Raw genomic sequence first — 17,549 nt, 5'->3', positions numbered from 1 at the left:
TTAGGTTGGCGAACTGCTAGAGCAAGAGTTTCGCAGCTTGAAAGAGTTCTCTCCAAGGGATTCCGAGGAGAGAACCGATGAATTCAGCGACAACTGAATATCCAAACAATCTCACGGCTGCGGAATACCATGAGTTGTTAGCTGGTAGCGCCATTCATCCGGCGTTGATTGAGCGCAACTTTTTCCATGTAGAGGGAGAATCAGTTTATGATTTCCTGTTCATATCTGATAAGATCCCACGTAAGAATGCGGGTCGGGTAACAGATGGATACATCAAAATGTATCAGCATCTATTACTAGGTGGGACGTGGATTCAGTCACTTGACCCATTCAAAAACTGGCAACCGATGGAATGGGGGCGGATTAAGCCCAACTTCCCGCGCATTGATTGGCAAAAAGGCAAGCCAGTTAAGTACGAGTCGCCCCCCAAAACTCCCAACCGCGTTACCTACTTTGATGTCGCTAACCCCATCTGGGACAAAGTTGCAAAGCGTTATTTAATTAAGCGCTATCATTCACTTTTAGCATTGCGCTTACTGGATCAACTCAATCCACTAATATTTTGGGAGTGGATAAAGCAACACCCAGAGATTCCAATTATCTTATGCGAAGGCGAAAAAAAGGCTGCTTGCTTGCTTTCGTTGGGGTTTGTAGCGATCGCACTTCCGGGAATTTGGAACGGGCGCGTGGGCAAACAGGATTTTGATGAACGGTTGCATCCTGACTTAGTACCAATGGCTCAGGCGGGGCGCAAGTTCATTATATTATTTGACCACGAAACTTCTTCTAAAACCAGGTGGTCAGTTTACCAAGCCACTGTTCGCACTGCAAAAGCAATCGAATCAGCTGGTTGTGAATGTGAAGTTGCATTACTGCCGGGGCCAGAGAAAGGCGTTGATGATTTTGTAGTTGGTCGAGGTGTTGATGCCAATGCCCTGCTAACTGCAATTATAGACGATGCCAAATCACTAAAAGATTACCAGCGCTCATATCGGGCTAAGAAATGGGGACTTAGCAAATACAAACCAGATGTCACTGTTAATATCAAGTATCTCTCTGAGGCTTTGTGCATTCCTGAACTTGAAGAAAAATGCTTGACAGTGCCTGAGCTTTATGAACTTGAAAAGGAACAACTTTTCACGCCATCAATTAAAGGACATCCTCCAAAGAAGGAGTCTACCGATTCTGGCGGAGTTGATTCATCTAAATCGAAGAAATCCCCTACTTTCAATTTCCCCAAATCAGGACTGGTCGTACTCTGGAGCGACATGGGCACTGGTAAAACTGAACTTATGCGCTGGTGGCGTGACCAAAACCCCGACGCGCGGTTCCTCAACAATGGACATCGGGTTAACTTGCTGAAAAATCTTGCCGAACGCTTGCGGACGGCGATGTATTCCGACTTGGGTTACACAGGTTTAGCCCAGGCCCAAGCCCTTAGTATTACTATCGACAGCTTGCACAAACTCAATACCCAGTCTCTCACCTACGGCTGCATATTTATAGATGAAGCCTGCCAATACCTCACCCACCTGCTGCACAGTAATACTTGCAAACAGCACCGTGCCGCCATTTTGGAGGTACTGGAATATATAGTATACAATGCGCCACTGGTCGTCATCGCTGATGCACACATGGACGATTTAACGGTAAACTTCTTTCTTGCAATGCGACCAAAAGGTGAAGTACCTTACATCATTAAAAACGAATGGCGAAACGGTTCACGCACAATTTATTGGTACGAGGGGGATAATTCAAGCGCCATAGTCGCCCAAATCTCGGCAGCGCTGATGCTTGGAGAAAAAGTTATGGTTGCCAGCGACAGTAAGCGTTTTATCAAAAAACTCGACAAATCCTTTACTATCAAATACGAAGAATCTAACTCCGAAAAATCACATACACAAAAAAAATACCGTATCTGGTCTGTTCACTCTGACAATTCTGGCAGTGATGAGAATGTCGCTTTCATCAAAGATATCACCAACGCCGTCAAAAACTTTGATGCCTTGTTCGCCTCTCCCAGTCTCGGTACTGGTGTCGATATTTCTGAGTATCATTTTGACTTAGTATTTGGTGTGTTTCACGGCGTTTCCCAAACTGCTACTGAATGCGCCCAACAGCTTTACCGTTATCGTCCAAAAGTCCCGTTTCATATTTGGGTGGCAAAGCGTCCTCCCTTTGGTTACAAGGATACAAACGCATCCAAGATTAAAGAGCGCTTGCTCCAAACCAATGAAATGACCGCTTTTCTGTTGCGAATTGACAGAGAAACGGGTAAGCGGGGAGCGGAGAAAGATTGGGCGCTTGAGGCTTACTGCCAAATTATGGCTAACCGCCACTATTCTCTGAATAATCTGCGCGATGATTTGCGATCGCTTCTCACCGAAATGGGCAATACATTTATATATGTGGGCAGTGATTCAGATCCTCAATCCCTTGAAAGTCTAAAAGCAGCAGCACAAGCTTTGGATAGTGCCCACAATTCGGCTGTTGCCAAGGCCAAGAATATTACTTTGAGCGAGTACCGTGCCCGTCAGAGCAAAGATTACCTTGACCCTAATGAAATTTTTGAATGTGAAAAGTTTCGCATTTCTGATTCTTACGGCATCGAAGTAACCGAATCGCTCGTAGAAATGGATAAAGGTGGTCGCTTAATTAGAGCCTTAGCTGGACTTGAAGCCATTTTAGCCCCACCCGAAGAATCGTTTACTGACCCCAAAACTGGGCAAAGTTATCCTACCCCACCAACAATTGTCACCCAAAAAGACCGCACCGAGCGCGACAATCTACCTTTGTGCATCGACTGGGGCAATTATTCCGCACGGTGGCTGGCTAGATTTAACCTGGGACTGCATCAAATTCTCACTTCTTTAATGAAGGGTGATGAAGTTACCGCCGATGACCCCACTTTGCTCAAGATGACGGAGATCGCTATACATTGTGCTGCTCACGTCAAAGCAATTCTTGGGTTTACTATTCCCAGTGACTGTAAACCTATTTGGTTGCTAGGCACTCTTATAGAACAGCTGGGGCTAAAGCTGACTTTCCGCAAGCAAGGTAAACGGGGTCAACAGGTGAAACTTTTCTCTTTATCTAAAGAGGAATTAGAATTTGCTCAAGAGGTAATTGCTCATCGCGTGGAAAAGCGTAATCAAAAAGAAAATCGAACCTATTATGCCCCCAAAACCTCTGCTGTGTATAGTGTAAGCCCCAATCAGCAGCCCGTATCCACACCCCCCCCTGATGCTATAGGGAACTCCCATTGCCAGGGGGAGGATACTACAGATGAGAGCAGGGGAGCGGAGGAGCAGAGGAGCAGAGGAGTTGAGGAGTTGAGAAACAAAGAAGAAATTTGTACAAGTTCTTTCCCCTCTGCCCCCCTGCCCCCCTGCCCCTCTGCTCTTTTCACTGATCGCGTTACGCTACTCCACTGTGTAGAAATACTTCGCTCTGGTATTTCTCGTGGAGTGGACGCAATCAAAGGCATTCTTAAACGATGGACTGGGGATTTGCGCTGGGAGACAGTACTGGAACTTGAGGCGATCGCAGCGAGTGAACTGCGACTTGTGGAATCTCTTGTCCCGGAATTTTATGCCTTGCTAAGTGAAGAGGTGTTGCCGATGGAGTTCTCCTAAACTTTCGTCATAACTCACCGCATCATTGAAGCAATTTCTACTTTTGCTTTCAGCAATTGTGCTGATGCTGCTTTGCTAAATCGATTTTTTGGTAAAATGGGGTCAATGCCTTTTCCTTACTGAATTATCGGTCACTTCGACTAAATCGGGTTTCCCGAAGTCGTCTGACGAAACCGGAGCAAGTAGCGCTAAAGATGATACCGCTCCCAATACTTGATCTTCTCTCACCTCCAGGTACTTGTACAGCTCGTCCAACGTGCGATGCCCAGAAATTTCTTGAATCACTCTTAAGGGAATTCCGGCATTACTCATGGAGGTGAGTGCTGTGCGCCGAAAGCTGTGAGAGCTTATGCCTTCAACTCCTACCTTTTTGCAAGCGACTCGCAATATCCACAATGCCGAATCCCGGTGCAGGTGGTTATTCGCTCTTGAGTGGTCAGCATTTCCAGGGAACAGCCAAGGAGAATCATCACGCGGTTTATATGCTTGCAACCTGACTCGCAATTCTTGAATTACCGGGATGGCACGGGTAGCCAGTTTCCCTTTCGTGTTACCTTTGCGAAAGATGATTTTGGCTCTGACTTTTCCTTTGGCATCATATACGTCCCGCTTAAGCAACGTCACTGCTTCGTTCACCCGACACGCTGTGTAAAGCATCACCGCAAACAGCGCTTTGTCTCGCAGTGAATCTACCCCCTCCGAGAACAGAAGTTGGATTTCCTGCAAAGACAGAATCTTTGCTCGACCATGCCTATCAATTTTCAAGGTTGCTGCCCCATCAACACCCCGCCCTGTTCTTATTATCCCAGTCCACGGGGACAGGAATTGCTACGGGGTGCAATTTCCGCAGCTATGCAGATGAGCTTGAGTGGATAATGAGGGCCTTTGTTGTAAGTGAAAGGGACATTAATTTTAAAAAACTGGATTTACAGAGCTAGACCATCATTTAAATTGCACAGAGCTAAAAAATCGAGCGTTTGGACACTAATTATTTAAAACTGACAAATAATTCTTTAATGGACAGTTGCGCTCCGTGCAATCGCCGCAGCTTTCACCTGAAAGCACCAGTTGTTGTAGTTAGCCAATATCAATATTGATTGATAACAATGCAGAAACGGCCGTTGGGACTTTACCGAAGGGCAAGTTAGTTTTTGATGTCTGAAATTACAATGTGTTTTCAACGTGTAGGTACCTACCTAAGTAAGTGATCGGTTCGTCTTCGTCAATTTTCCCAATTTGGGTGGTAAGGCACTTACCCGCTCATAACCCTGTTTTGTCACTCTCGGAAAACAATAATCTTAGCCAAGTTCTGAGGTTTTGATTTCATCAACATTTGAGGCTTTATTTCCTAATAGAAACTAAAATTTATAGCCAAAAGCTGGAAACTAAAGCTTCATAACCCTTTGGGCTATTGCATTCTCCCAACGTGACAAAACAGGGATAAAGATACGAAAGTACGATCCAGATCCACGCCACACAACGAGCAATTAAGAACAAGGCTGGTATCTTTTTTTGTGGTTCCCCCTAAAAATACACCTTTAAAAGAAAAACCTAAAAATCGGTGAAAAAATAAACTGAAAATGACTTTATAGTTAATAAGTAATACAACAGGTTAAAGAGCATACTCCTAACAGTTAACTACACAAATATTACAGGTGTAGGTTTGGGTTAAAGAAAACGGGCAAAGGTGCTTATTTTAAGAAACTTGTACAAAATTTCCCCCTGCTTCAGTGCCAAATGAAGCCTTATCCGAATAGCCCGCTATTTAATCGCTATCACGCCATAAAACTATAGAGTCATTTTTAGTTTATTTTTTGAGAGTGGCTTGATTCCTCTATAAAAAATTCTTCAAGAAACGGGTAAAACTTGCGTGCCAAAAACTCAAACTTTTCTGCAATTGATTCCGAACTTGTCCTGAATCAATTCTCAGGGTGAGGGAGATCCAAATAATAAAATGCCCAGCCGTCTCCAAAAGAGACGCTAGCGCGAACGATGAAAGCCCCGAACGCGAGTGCGTGACATGATGCGGCCGCCCTACCCTGATGGGCGAAGAGACTTTAGCTGATTGCGAGTTAATTTATGATGTCGTAAATTACACAGTTAAAAATATAACTTTAACATCGAACAAAACCCCCGTGCTGTATCATGATACTTGTCTAGGTAAACAAATAAGTTGATATTAGGTTCATTTAGCCTATTTACCTAGATGAGTATAATGCAGGAAATTTTACTGCATAGCGATGCTTGCAGTAATTATAATTGCGTAAAGCAAGGTATTTTATATTACAAAATATTTATACACAGGGCATAAGGGAAGGCACAGACATTGTTTGGCATGGTGGTCTGCAAATTCCCGCTCCTTTTAACACCCTCGATCTTGGCTCATATAAAGGATTAGTTTTTCAGAATCATAATTAAGTTTTTGCCGACCAATGGTCGGCAAATTGCGATGCCGATCAACCAATTAGTTGGTTGTGCTGGAGATGGAGGAAGTCGCCGCGACAGAACTGCGATCCAAGGAAGCGACTATGCCTGATTTTTACGATTGCGTCTTCTTCCATTCTTCAAGAGTCAAGCAAGTTTTCCCAGTGGGTATTAATCCTGTGGTTGCTGACACACCGAAATTTTTCAGCGCATAATTTTCTGTTTCTGCGTCCTTGAAGGCAAGTTCTACTACTGTTTGCTTTTCCTGCTTTGACAGAGGTTCAATCTTCACGTTTGCTGCGGTAGGAACAGGATTCGTTTTATCTCTGGTGAAATTTTTTACATTATAAAATTGCTCTTGTTCTGGCTTACCTGAGTTCAAGCATCCTTTAGACTTGACAAACAATCCTGTAGCCCAATAGCTATTAACAAAGTGTTGCTTATTAACAAACTGCACCCCATTAGCTGCCCAGACGTAAACGGGATCAACATATCCTTTAGTTTTGGGAATTTTCGTTTCGCTACATCTTACTCCATCCCGCTTCCTACTTCTATAATCTCCGCATACCTTCCAAGTTATTCTATATAAATTAGGTGTCTCTTCTACATATTGCCTTATTTGCTCCTGTACTTCCTTATCCTTTTGGCTTTGCACATCAGTTAACTTAGCCCCAGAATCATTCTCTGCCTGAGCCACCAAGTCTTTTTCAGACTGGCAAGCCCCAGTACCCGCACCTATCAAAACAAGGGCTATTAGTAAACCTATTTTATTCATAAAAAACTCCAACAATTAATACGCGAAATTAATTAGCGATTTTCTTGTTTAACAAGAAAGAATTCAGGAGTCAGTCGCCAGAATGGGCTAAACCTTAGCTATCCGCTAACAGAGTTGAATTTTGAATCGATTTAGCGTCTGAATAAACGGGTTTAAGTCCCCCACAAAACAAGAAACTTTGGTGGTCAACTTTCGTAGTGGCGGATCAGAATCCTCCACTAATTTATTCTGACTCCTTCTTTAAGCAATATCTACTTCTAAGAATGCTTGATTACAAGCTGCAAATATTATACATATTTGTTGCATATATGCAATCAAGTTTTAACAGTTTTTAGTTATAGTTCTACCCTTCCACAGCCATCGGCAACTGAAATCACATAGAGGCAATGGCGCACAGAGCGTCCAGATATATCGTCGCACTACTGTTTGATACAGTTCACAGCCCTAATGGTAGGTGAGGTGATAGCGACCTCTGGATCTTCCTATAGCGCAGGATGATTTTGTGTTACTACGTTTTGTAAAAAAGCAAATAAAAAATAGTACAACAATTATGAAGAAAGAACAAGTCACTTGAGTACGGAAAAAAACAGTACTAAAGTTTCTTCATCTTTTTAGTCGGAATATGTCATAGATAAAAGAGCAAAGTTGAGAAATAATTTGTGCGTGAGCATAATTGGCGTAAGTAACATCTAAATCAGCAATGAAAAAAATATGGACATTTTGGGAATTTGACCATACTTTGGGTAGCGCGGTTCGAGTAATATCAACCCCATTAGGGCTAGAGATATTTGCTGAAGATGTATTTCAGATTATTGCACCAGAATTAAATAATGAAAAAGTAGTGCCTCTGCATATCCAAAGTCGAGAACGTCATGTGGTTATTGGTGAGCAAGTAACAATAGTAAAAACTTTAAATTCGGGAGATATATATAATTTAAAAGGCATAGTGGAAGAACAAATGATTAATAATTTCACGCAATGGATAAGGAGTAATGTCTTACCGATATTTCAAAAAGATTTTTTTTTAGAGAATTGAGAACAAATCTGAATTATGAGGAGAAGAAGAAGAATGAGACAAACTATCAATAACAGTCAAAATGGAAATATTAATGGCAAAGCTGATATCTCGGCAATTGAAGCAGAAGAAATAAAGCTAAATGATTTAACACCAGAGCAGCAGTTAGAGTTAGAGAAACTAAAGTTAGACCTTGATATAGCCTCAAATGCAGATAAAGAGGCAGAAGAAATTAATAGAAAAACAGAAGAGGTAACTAAAACTCCCCCAAGAAGATTAGTAATAGTAGACGGGGGGAAAGGTGGAGTTGGTAAATCGATGTGGACGAGAGGATTTTTACAAACTTGTATAGATGAGAAAAGAAGAATTGTGGCAGTAGATGCAGATAATTCTAATCCAGATTTGTTGAGATATTATGGTGAGAACAGTGAGCATTGTCAAATACAGCAGTTAAATATTTTTAAAGATGGAAGTATAGATAGATTTTTTGATCAGGTAAAGAGAATGATGGAGCCAGAGCCAGATACATATAATCAACTGCCACCACCAGAATCGCTGTTTTTATTAGAATTGCCACCGCAATCAAGACAAATATTTAAAAGATTTATAGAACAAGAGTTTTTGGAAACAGCCGCCAATGATTATGACATTAGAGTAACAATGGTCGTGCTAATTAGTCGAGTATCAGATTCGGTAAAGCAATTAATAGATTTATACAGCTTTTGCGGAAATAAAGTAGATTACATAGTCGTTAGAAATTTATTTTATGGTGAAGAGTCAGAATTTTTTAGATATAGCAACTCATCAATAGTTCAAGAGATAAAGCAAGAGCTATTAAAAGCAGGAATCCCTTTATTTGATATTACAATGCCGAATTTGCTTGAATATGCCTATGATTATTTAGATGAAAAGTCACTAACTTTTTCTGAAGGAATAAAGCAAAAAGAACTACCAGGAGTGAAAATGCGGGTGAAGAGTTGGCTAAAAACTTTTAAACAGCAAATTTGTCCAGTTAAGCATCTCTTAGGGCTGGAGAGTATAAATGTTGAAATCTTCTAAAAGAATGGTAATGACTGTAGGTGACTCTCGTGTAGGAAAGTCTACAGTTATGAAACTGTTGCTGGAAATTTATCAACTTCAAGGTAAAAGATTGAAAGTTTATGATCATGATAATCGTGATAGACTTTTGGCTTACAAAGATTTAGTGTGTATTGAAAAGATAGATTTTTTCAATAAACAAACTGACAGGATGTTTATTGATCTGGTAGCTGCTGATATAGATATCATTTTAGTGGATATGCCGGGGCAGCACATAGACAAAATTTGTCAGTATATTGTTGAGTCTGAACTATTAGAAGCTTTAGCTGAATATGGATGGAAGCTAACGTTCCTGCAACCGATATCACATAGAACGGACTGCATAGACTACTTAACTCAAATCATCCAAACTGCTACTAACAATGCTAACTATGTGATAGTGAAGAATTATCATTTTGCGCCAGAGTTTAGGGAATATGACGAAAAAATGCAGAAAATTCTGTTAACAATAGGAGGAACAGAAATAAATTTGATGGCTTTACATCGAAATCACTATCAAGCGATGGAGAAAGCTGTCAAGCCATATTCACAAGTTTGCCAGGATTTCTCAATAATTTTATTTTGGAGAAGCTTCATTTTCCAGTGGATTAAAAATTTCCGTAATTCAGTGATGAATAACAATTTGGCTATTAAATATCTAGGGCTTGATTGATGACCAAAAGTAGGGTGTTGAGTGTGGGGTGTAGAGAATTAAGAAGATGTGGAACTCCTTGACGCAACTAAAATTTAATTGTCTTAAAACGAACCTGCAACTCTATCCCCTGCCCTGACCCGGTTTCAGCTTAACAAGCGTGCCATTCACCCTACCCCCTATACCCTACCTTATGACACTACAAGACACATTACAAGGCTACTCCCCATCAGAACAAAAACGCATAGTTGAAGGGGCATATCAACTAGGAATTACACCAGATGATCCAGTTTTTAGGATGATGGCGACACTAGGCAGATATGAAGAAACGATCATAGACCTCCAGGCAAGAATGGAGGCAATGATAGAAGCATGGGCAACATTAATAGACCAAAAACTGGAGAAGACAAGTAAATCCGCCGAGTCAATGCACTATACGGTTGTCTCCAGTGCTGTGCGTGATGAGATGAAAAAAATTAAGCCCACCGACGCAGGTATGAAAGTGCAGGCAGGCTGGGGATTGGGGACAGTATCTCTGGTGTGTGGATTAGTAGCGGCTGGCAGTACCTTGCTGGGTTCGCTGACAACGTGGAATCTGGTGCAGAATGTAGGAACGAATCAGTCAGTAGTAGTCTCACGTAACGAGATAAAGATTCTGCAATGGGCAAAATCCCAAGAGGGAAAGCAGATGTATCAAATAATCTTGAAGAATCAAGCAGCAATTGAAGCCTGTCAAACACAGCAGAGTAAAACCCAGGGCTATTGTTTAATTCAAGTAGGTAAGTGAAAAGCACTTAACCCGGATTTCTCACCACACCTCTCAAAGCCTGCGCTTGTGCAGGGGAGCAGGTTCGCTAGTGGGAGAGAACAAAAATACCAAGTTCTTTCTTTCCCCTCTGCCCCTCCGCCCCTCTGCCCCTCTGCCCCTCCGCCCCTCTGCTCCATCAAAGCAGGGAAGCTTGTGAGAAATACGGGTTAACTAACTTGGGTAACAGTGTTTGAGATATAGCCGAGTTCAGAGGCTTTTAGAATAGCATTGATGCGATTATCAACACCTAATTTAGAATAAATATTCCTAGCATGATTTTTGACCGTGTTTTCACCAATGAACAGCTTGTGACCTATCTCCTTATTAGATAATCCGGCAGCGATTAATGACAAAACATTAATTTCTCGCTCGGTTAAGTGGTCATCAAAGATTTTCCCTTTGATTTTGGGCTTGTGAAGAAGATTTAACAAACCTCTTTTAATAATTTCGGAATCAAATAAACTTTTATTATTATGAGTGGTTCTGATCGCCTCTAAAATCAAAGAAATGTTATTTTTTTTGAGAATATAAGAATCAGCGCCACTGCCGATAGCAGCATTGACAATTTCTTGAGAAGAATTGCAGGAAAGGACAACAACTTTAGTGTTACTGCGATAAATCTTGATTTGCTTAATGACCTCGACTCCAGAAATGTCGGGTAAACCAATATCCACAAGGACAACATCAGGCTCCCACTGTTTGACGATATTAATACCCTGCTCACCAGTAGAAGCATTAGCGACCATCTCCATATCTGGTTGCTGTTGAATAGCAGTAGTGATGCCGAGTCTGAATACCTCTTCATCCTCAATAAGTACTAATCGAATCATATAAAGTTTTGATTGTTAGATACTAAAATATTTATATCACAGTTATTGATGTTAAGTGTTTTAAATTATATATACAAACGTAAAATGAGAACAGTTACTTTAGAAAAGTATGGCAGTCCAAATTAAGTAAAAGTATTAGTACTAAAGTCTGAGTGAATAAAAATTTTTTCAGTCTAAAATAAAAATATTCGAGATGAAAGAAAATTTAATTAGCATTCATAAAAGTAGCAAAAACAACAATCTATCTTGGGAAGCATATATGCAGCAAGAATCTCTAAGCAAGCAATTGGATTTCTCATCTCTGTTACATGATGTATCAAGCAGTTTTAGAGCCACATCATTAGTGCTGAATCAGATAATTGATGGTGCTTATGGACAGTCTTTAGAAGAAATCAGACCTCTTTTGATAGGTTTGCAAGAAATGAATGAGCGAGGACTGGGCTTGGTTGATAGAAGAACGCCTTATTTAGAACCTAGTCTAGCAACGTTAGGGCAGTTTGATATGTTAGATTTTTTACAAAAGCTATATTTTCAATACAAGGTAATAGCACAGTATCATTCCTTGAATCTCCACTATGAAACGCAAGTAATATACAAGCATGAAACGCAAGTACGGGGTGACAGTATAAGTATTGACAGAATGTTATGCAATATCATAACTAATGCTATTAAGTACACCTTGCGAGGAGATATATTTATAAGACTGCTCAATCAAGATGATGATTTAATTGTTGAGATTGAAGATACCGGCTGTGGGATTGCCGCCGAACAGCTATCAAATATATTTATTCCGCTTTGGAGAGCGCCCCAAAGTAAGTTATCTGATAAGCCGGGCAGAGGAATGGGGTTGTATATTGCCTGGATGGTGGCTTCTGCTCACGGACTGAGTATGAGGGTAGATTCGGTAGCCAAACAAGGAACCAAATTCACCATTATATTTCCTTACAAAGATGACGAGATATATGGGGTTGATGATAGGATGTTGTCCAAATCACCAAAACAAGTCGGAAGTGGGAGTTCGGAAGTCGGAAGTTTTGAGTTTAAAAAGGTTTGAAGCTCCTAATTTTAATCATGGAGAAAGATCAGAATTATGGTGAGACAAGAATAAGTATGAAGTGTGAGATCGAAAGTCGGAAGTTTTGAGTTTAATTTCTGACTTCCGACTTCTGACTTCCGACTTCCGACTTCTAAAAGAGGTGAGTTGATGCGTTACTTATATGATGTGAAACTTTGGGACAGGATTGAAACAGGAGTGGAATTTCTAATTTTTGCGGCTTTGATGATTGCCGCTATCATCAAACTGGGGCACAACGATTTTTTACAAGCATTGTATTACATAGTATTAGCTGTCATCATCTCGCCCTGGTCACAATTCGAGCGGGTGACTAAGCGATATGTCTTAGTAAGTGCGTACATTCTTGGGTTGTTTGTCGGGTATTTTAGTTAGTCTAACTCTGGGCCGTCAGGAGAACGCTCGTTTTGTTGTTGCTGTGGCTGTTGCTGTTGTTGTTGCACTCTTATATCAAAGTTGATCAGCTTTTGTGTTTCTTGTGGTGAAAGGTGATTGTGTATTACTTTGTATTCTTCGTTATCATCTACTTTATAAGCACTAAAAGCCGATTGATTATCACTTTTGCGCCAAACAGTCAGACGCTGCATACCTTCTCTCATCAACAAATTTAATTGATAAGCCATGCCTTCATAGACCCGACCACCAATAGTATCTTGTCCCTTTGTAACGATAATATTCATTAGTGCAGGAATGAGAGACTTTTTAACAACCTGATTATTTTCAGTCTCAACCAATTTTGACTGTTGGCTGTCAACAAAAGGCAGTTTGCGCCCTTTAGTTTCTAATATCTGCTGCAAGAATGTCTTTTTCTTTTCATTGATCAAATCTTCAACTCTTGTTGACTTATCTATATCAGGTGTTTCCTCGAATTTATTTAAACCAAATTTTTGAGCGTACTCTTGGTAGTATTTTTCCTTAAGGGATTGCCTGTAATCTTCAGTACTTTGAGCATTTTGGGACAGGTCTAAAGTATTTCTCACCTCACCAATAATATTTTCGCGCTGTGTGGGGTCTAGTGCGGGGGTTATTGACGGTGAAGGTGGGTGTTTCTCCATCATCAGCGCCAGTCTGTAGGCCATTTGGTTGTCAGAAAAGCCACTGTTGCGGTTGATGATAGTGATGGTTTGGGCCACTGAGCTAGATTGCATAGGTATTACCAAAGAAGAATTCAGGAGTCAGGAGCCAGAATTCAGAATTGAATTCTGAATCGATTTAGTAGATAGTGCCGGCGGCAAGCGAGTGCGTGTACCCCTACGGGGATCTTGCTACGCTTTTAGCGTCTTTTAGATAGCGTCTGAATCATGGTCTAAAGCCCCCGACAAACTCTTGGAGACGCTGCGCGAACAGACATGGAGTATTCTGACTCCTGAATTCTGACTTCTGACTCCTTTTCATAATTCTAATTCCTGTGAATTAGTAGTAGGTTGTTGTGGAATGTGAGATTTTTGGGAATGTACTTCAACCTTGGGCGTATAGGTATTGTTAATAATCTGGCTACGAGTATTGAGCAAATCCTGAATCACATCACTCAAAGGAGGAAGTGAGATATTCGTTTGGCCAATGTTCTGCTGCTCGAATTGACTTTGAAGGAGAATTTTTTGGTAAAGTTCACGTTGCTCCCCAATAGTCAGCTTGCCAGTTAAGACAAGTTTTTCACGTTTTGGGTTGTTGTACTGATTGGCAACACTAGACCAAGTTTTATTAGTTTCTAAACCTTGCCAATGAGAGGCAATGTCAGGGTGAAGAGGCACGGGTGTATCACGTTTTGGGTCAGAATAAAACTGTGGCTGTGCTTCTGTAAGAACCTGCTCTCGCAAATCATTAACAATGTGGGCTAATGGTGGAAGCACAATATCAGTACGCCCTTTGTGATTTATCTCGCTCCAGGCAAGATTTTGAATCTGCTGGTAGAGTTCACGCTGTTCACCAACAGTTAATTTTCCAGTTTCCTGAATTTTAGATTGAAATTCTAAATGTCCTTGCGCTACAGTCTCATCACTTGAACCATCTTTTTCTAACTGCTCCCAATATTGTTTTAAAACTGGATGTAGTGGTAGCACAGCGTTATCTAAGTTAGAAGAAAGATTGGATCGTTTTGTTGGTTGTGATGGTGTTGTAGTATTAGGTGTAGTTGAGTGTGATACAGCGTTCTGTTGTTTTGGAGAATTAGAGCTTACTCCTTGTGGGTTTGATTGTGTCTTGCGATCTGGTGCGTTGGGCGTAGATTGAGTAGATTGGTGTGACTGATCATCGTTTAAATTACGGTTAATTTCGGGGTGAACGGGCAAGTCGATGTCACGGGTGTCTGTCGGGTTGCCAAATAATGCTTTGTAATTAATATGCAGTTTTTGAGCCAACAGTCTTAACTTCTCCAAATCAGCTTCAGTGATAGCCATCGCTTGGACTTGATGAGTCATACCAGTGTCAGTTTTCTCAAACTGAAAGCGAACAGCTTCCCGATTTGTACCCTTGTGTTCAGTTTTGAGTAATTGCAGAGTAGATGTATTGTCACTAGTTTGCCGAAAAATAATCCGGTAATTGCCCAAGGTTAAGTCGTCTTTCTCGAAGCTAGTAATACTTTGTGTGAGAATTTTTAATACCTCGTTTTCTTTGAAACTTTCTAAAATATTGTGTGTGCCTTTAGGAGAGACTGAACCAACGACAGAAGCTATTTTGCGAGGGTCTTCATCAACGGAGGGCAATTCTTTACCAGCTTTGAGGTAGTCAGCCACTAACAAAAACTCCTGCCTTTCAATAGGCAGAATGTTAATTTGTCTTTCTCTCCAAATTTTTGGCTCATCATCTATTTCTGTGTAAGAAAGTTTAATATTGCCTACGTGTCCCCATTTATCAGCTTGAAAAGTCATTAACTCTACATCATCATGACGACGATAGATACTGTATTTATCAGCGCCATGATTCTTAATTACAAAAGCATCAGCATGGTAGATTTTGCCACTGGTCTGCTGTTGTTCATCTTTCGCCTCAACACCATATTTTTTTAACAAAGTATAAGCAGCAAAAGCTATTTGTTTATTCTCGCTAGCTTCTAGGCGCTTTCTAAAAAAATTAGGCTCATAAAGTGTAACATTTTCTTTTTTAGCCCAAGAAGAACTAGTTACAGCAGTTTCAGTTGGCTGGGCTGGCTCAGGGGCAACATCTAAATGAATAATGTCTGAATCAATAACTTTTATATCTATAATCTGTGAACCAGGGTCAATAAATGGTTGACGACGATTCTTGTGAAATACATTCATGTTTGGTTCTAATTCGGGAGCATCTGTCACAGTAGAATCTCCTTTTTGTTGATCAACAAGGGAGGCAGGAGGCAGAGGGCAGGAGGCAGATCGCGCTTCGCGTCTCCCCTTGGGAGAAGGAAAACTGCTTTCTGCCTCCTGCCGCGACCGGAGTGAGCTTGGGTTTGAGTCCCTAACTGTTATCTCTGATTCAGTGGCACTCCTAAAGTGGGGGTCTAAATCCCCCACCAAATTCTTCCCTTCTGCCTCCTGCCTCCTGCCTCCTGCCTCCTCATCAATTGTTTTGACTGTGCCATCTTTGAGCTTGATAGTAAAACGTAAGCTATCAAGTTGATTTTGATGCCATTCTTCTAGAGCTATAGCCCCGGCAGATAGCTTTTCAAAACTTTCTCCTCCCTGTGCGGCTATAAAATCATCTACACCCTTATCTGGCCCTGGCAGCGTTACTACTTTAACGACAGCACCAAATTCTTGTAATAAGCTTCCTGTTTTCCAAATATCTCTTTGAATATTGAGCTTAGTTTCAGGCTTAGTTTCATAATCAAAGCAGATTTTGAAAACTCTATTAGGAGTAGCGAAAACAGCTAACTCATCAGCCAGATAGGAATCACCAATTTTCTTGCCCCACTCGTTTTTCGGTGAGCGATAGCCGGAGGAAATTCCCGGTAGTCCGATGGCTGCGTGACCATGCGATAGTAGACTAGCCGCCTTCTTCGCACCCTCTGTAATGACAAGTGGGATATTGTGTTTGCACACACAATACCAAAAACCACTCAAGCGATCGCTATCGCTGGGGTTTACTCCAGCTTTTGAGTAAATATTTTGGGCAATCACGCCTGGGACATCTAGCAAGAAAATACTCAAATCAACTGATGGTGGATGCTCATATTTGATGAACTTGCCTTCAACCAGAACAGTGAACCCATCTTTTTTTACGGTTTTGGGTCTAGGGCGGTTTGGCTTATAGCATCCCCATTCTTTAACTTGAGGTTGCTCACCAGGGGTAAGATTAGCAAATGTGCGCGGATCTACTCCAGAATTACACCACCAGCCACCTGCATCTAAGTGGGAATAGAGTTCTAAAAGCCTAGTAGAGAGGCTACCTGTATTTGTACGTGAAAGTTTGTCGCTGATCATGAGCCGTTCCCAAGCTTCATGTTCGCCACCGACATAGCTAAAATGAAGACTAGAAAAGTTGAGATGTGCAATATCTGGTGCGATCGCACTTCCTACTACGAGTTCGTGCCAATGTTGCGGATCAATATGTTCTGGGTGATGAGGGATATGTTGAGTATTTTGTGGCTCGAGTTTTTCACTAGTTATAGGAATTGTGTGGTTGCTAATCAACTCTACTGTTAAATGCTCATCGCCAACTTCATGAAAATTAGTCACTTCACTCTGCTCATAGTCTTCATGAATGTCATTCTTTTGCACAACATCTTTTTCTAAGATGGAGGAATTATCTACAATTTGAGCAAATGATATATCTTTGATTTCACCTGCATCCGTGACGCAATCATTTCTGTTTGTAAAATATTGATATTCCAGAGTATTATTGCTTTCGACTTGTATACTTAAAAAGTCAACGACTGTACCCGAAGGAGGAAGGTTTTTAGGAAAATTCGGGTTGGGTAAAACTGGAGGTAAATCAGGAACAGGAGGAAAATTTGACGGTGTTATATCATTACTACCGGGGAGAAGTTTAGGCAATAAATATGCCATCATCTCTTCTACTTGTTCTATTTCCTCATCTGTTACACCTTCAAAGTTACCTTTAGACCATTTCCAACCACCATCCTTATCAGGAGTAAGAAAATAAGTTTCTTCTCCTATTTCAATTTGACATTTTAAATCAATAGCTGATTCTATTGATTTGTAAATAAACTCTCCTAAAGGATAAATAAAAGCTCTAATAAAATGCTGACTAGCTCTAGCGTAAGCGGAAGTGAGTTGCAAATGTCGTTCATCAAACATATCTATTTGGGTGTAGCAGAGTAAAGGGTA

The 17,549-nt window shown here is 41.0% G+C and carries 12 protein-coding genes; 7 read left to right on the top strand and 5 right to left on the bottom strand.

The genetic code is table 11. From position 1 onward, the window contains the following. Window positions 1-77: 77 nt before the first annotated feature. Window positions 78-3,635, top strand: coding sequence for a plasmid replication protein, CyRepA1 family (locus RRG12_RS02460; protein WP_420758215.1), 3,558 nt, complete (start codon window positions 78-80; stop codon window positions 3,633-3,635). A gap of 102 nt (window positions 3,636-3,737) precedes the next feature. Here the strand turns inward: RRG12_RS02460 and RRG12_RS02455 are convergent, their stop codons facing one another. Then, a complete protein-coding gene (locus tag RRG12_RS02455) occupies window positions 3,738-4,400 on the bottom strand; it encodes a tyrosine-type recombinase/integrase (protein ID WP_420758214.1) in 663 nt (220 codons plus the stop codon). Window positions 4,401-6,174: 1,774 nt separating this feature from the next. Next, window positions 6,175-6,834: a hypothetical protein gene (locus RRG12_RS02450; RefSeq protein ID WP_420758213.1), complete on the bottom strand. Its 660-nt coding sequence runs from the start codon at window positions 6,832-6,834 to the stop codon at window positions 6,175-6,177. Between the two features lie 700 nt (window positions 6,835-7,534). On the opposite strand from RRG12_RS02450, the gene RRG12_RS02445 reads away from it, so the two are divergent. The 4 genes from RRG12_RS02445 (at window position 7,535) to RRG12_RS02430 (ending at window position 10,365) form a co-directional block, all read left to right on the top strand. Continuing rightward, complete coding sequence (locus RRG12_RS02445; protein ID WP_420758212.1) at window positions 7,535-7,870, top strand: hypothetical protein; 336 nt, start codon at window positions 7,535-7,537, stop codon at window positions 7,868-7,870. Between the two features lie 33 nt (window positions 7,871-7,903). Continuing rightward, complete coding sequence (locus RRG12_RS02440) at window positions 7,904-8,908, top strand: hypothetical protein (RefSeq protein WP_420758211.1); 1,005 nt, start codon at window positions 7,904-7,906, stop codon at window positions 8,906-8,908. Continuing rightward, window positions 8,892-9,599, top strand: a complete 708-nt coding sequence (locus RRG12_RS02435; RefSeq protein ID WP_420758210.1) for an ATP-binding protein — start codon at window positions 8,892-8,894, stop codon at window positions 9,597-9,599. Before RRG12_RS02440 ends, RRG12_RS02435 begins: the two co-directional genes overlap by 17 nt. 172 nt (window positions 9,600-9,771) lie before the next feature. Next, window positions 9,772-10,365 carry a DUF6753 family protein gene (locus RRG12_RS02430; RefSeq protein ID WP_420758209.1) on the top strand — a complete coding sequence of 198 codons (594 nt, stop codon included), beginning with the start codon at window positions 9,772-9,774 and terminating at the stop codon, window positions 10,363-10,365. Between the two features lie 188 nt (window positions 10,366-10,553). Here RRG12_RS02430 and RRG12_RS02425 read toward each other — a convergent pair whose 3' ends face one another. Further along, window positions 10,554-11,216, bottom strand: coding sequence for a response regulator (locus tag RRG12_RS02425; protein WP_114083221.1), 663 nt, complete (start codon window positions 11,214-11,216; stop codon window positions 10,554-10,556). Window positions 11,217-11,409: 193 nt separating this feature from the next. Here RRG12_RS02425 and RRG12_RS02420 point away from each other — a divergent pair, with 193 nt between their 5' ends. Beyond that, complete coding sequence (locus tag RRG12_RS02420) at window positions 11,410-12,270, top strand: sensor histidine kinase (RefSeq protein WP_420758208.1); 861 nt, start codon at window positions 11,410-11,412, stop codon at window positions 12,268-12,270. A gap of 150 nt (window positions 12,271-12,420) precedes the next feature. Further along, the gene (locus tag RRG12_RS02415) at window positions 12,421-12,663 is read left to right on the top strand and encodes a hypothetical protein (protein ID WP_420758207.1); all 243 of its coding nucleotides are present in this window, start codon (window positions 12,421-12,423) and stop codon (window positions 12,661-12,663) included. Here RRG12_RS02415 and RRG12_RS02410 read toward each other — a convergent pair. Both RRG12_RS02410 and RRG12_RS02405 read right to left on the bottom strand, forming a co-directional pair. Further along, window positions 12,660-13,436, bottom strand: a complete 777-nt coding sequence (locus tag RRG12_RS02410; RefSeq protein ID WP_420758206.1) for a hypothetical protein — start codon at window positions 13,434-13,436, stop codon at window positions 12,660-12,662. The two genes, RRG12_RS02415 and RRG12_RS02410, sit on opposite strands and share 4 nt — an antisense overlap. A gap of 243 nt (window positions 13,437-13,679) precedes the next feature. Further along, the gene (locus RRG12_RS02405) at window positions 13,680-17,519 is read right to left on the bottom strand and encodes a DUF3854 domain-containing protein (RefSeq protein ID WP_420758205.1); all 3,840 of its coding nucleotides are present in this window, start codon (window positions 17,517-17,519) and stop codon (window positions 13,680-13,682) included. Window positions 17,520-17,549 lie beyond the last annotated feature (30 nt).

The sequence above is a fragment of the Nostoc sp. CALU 546 genome, assembly GCF_048836525.1.
Note: the sequence above shows the minus strand (reverse complement) of the source record. Positions and strands in the feature narration are given on the sequence as shown.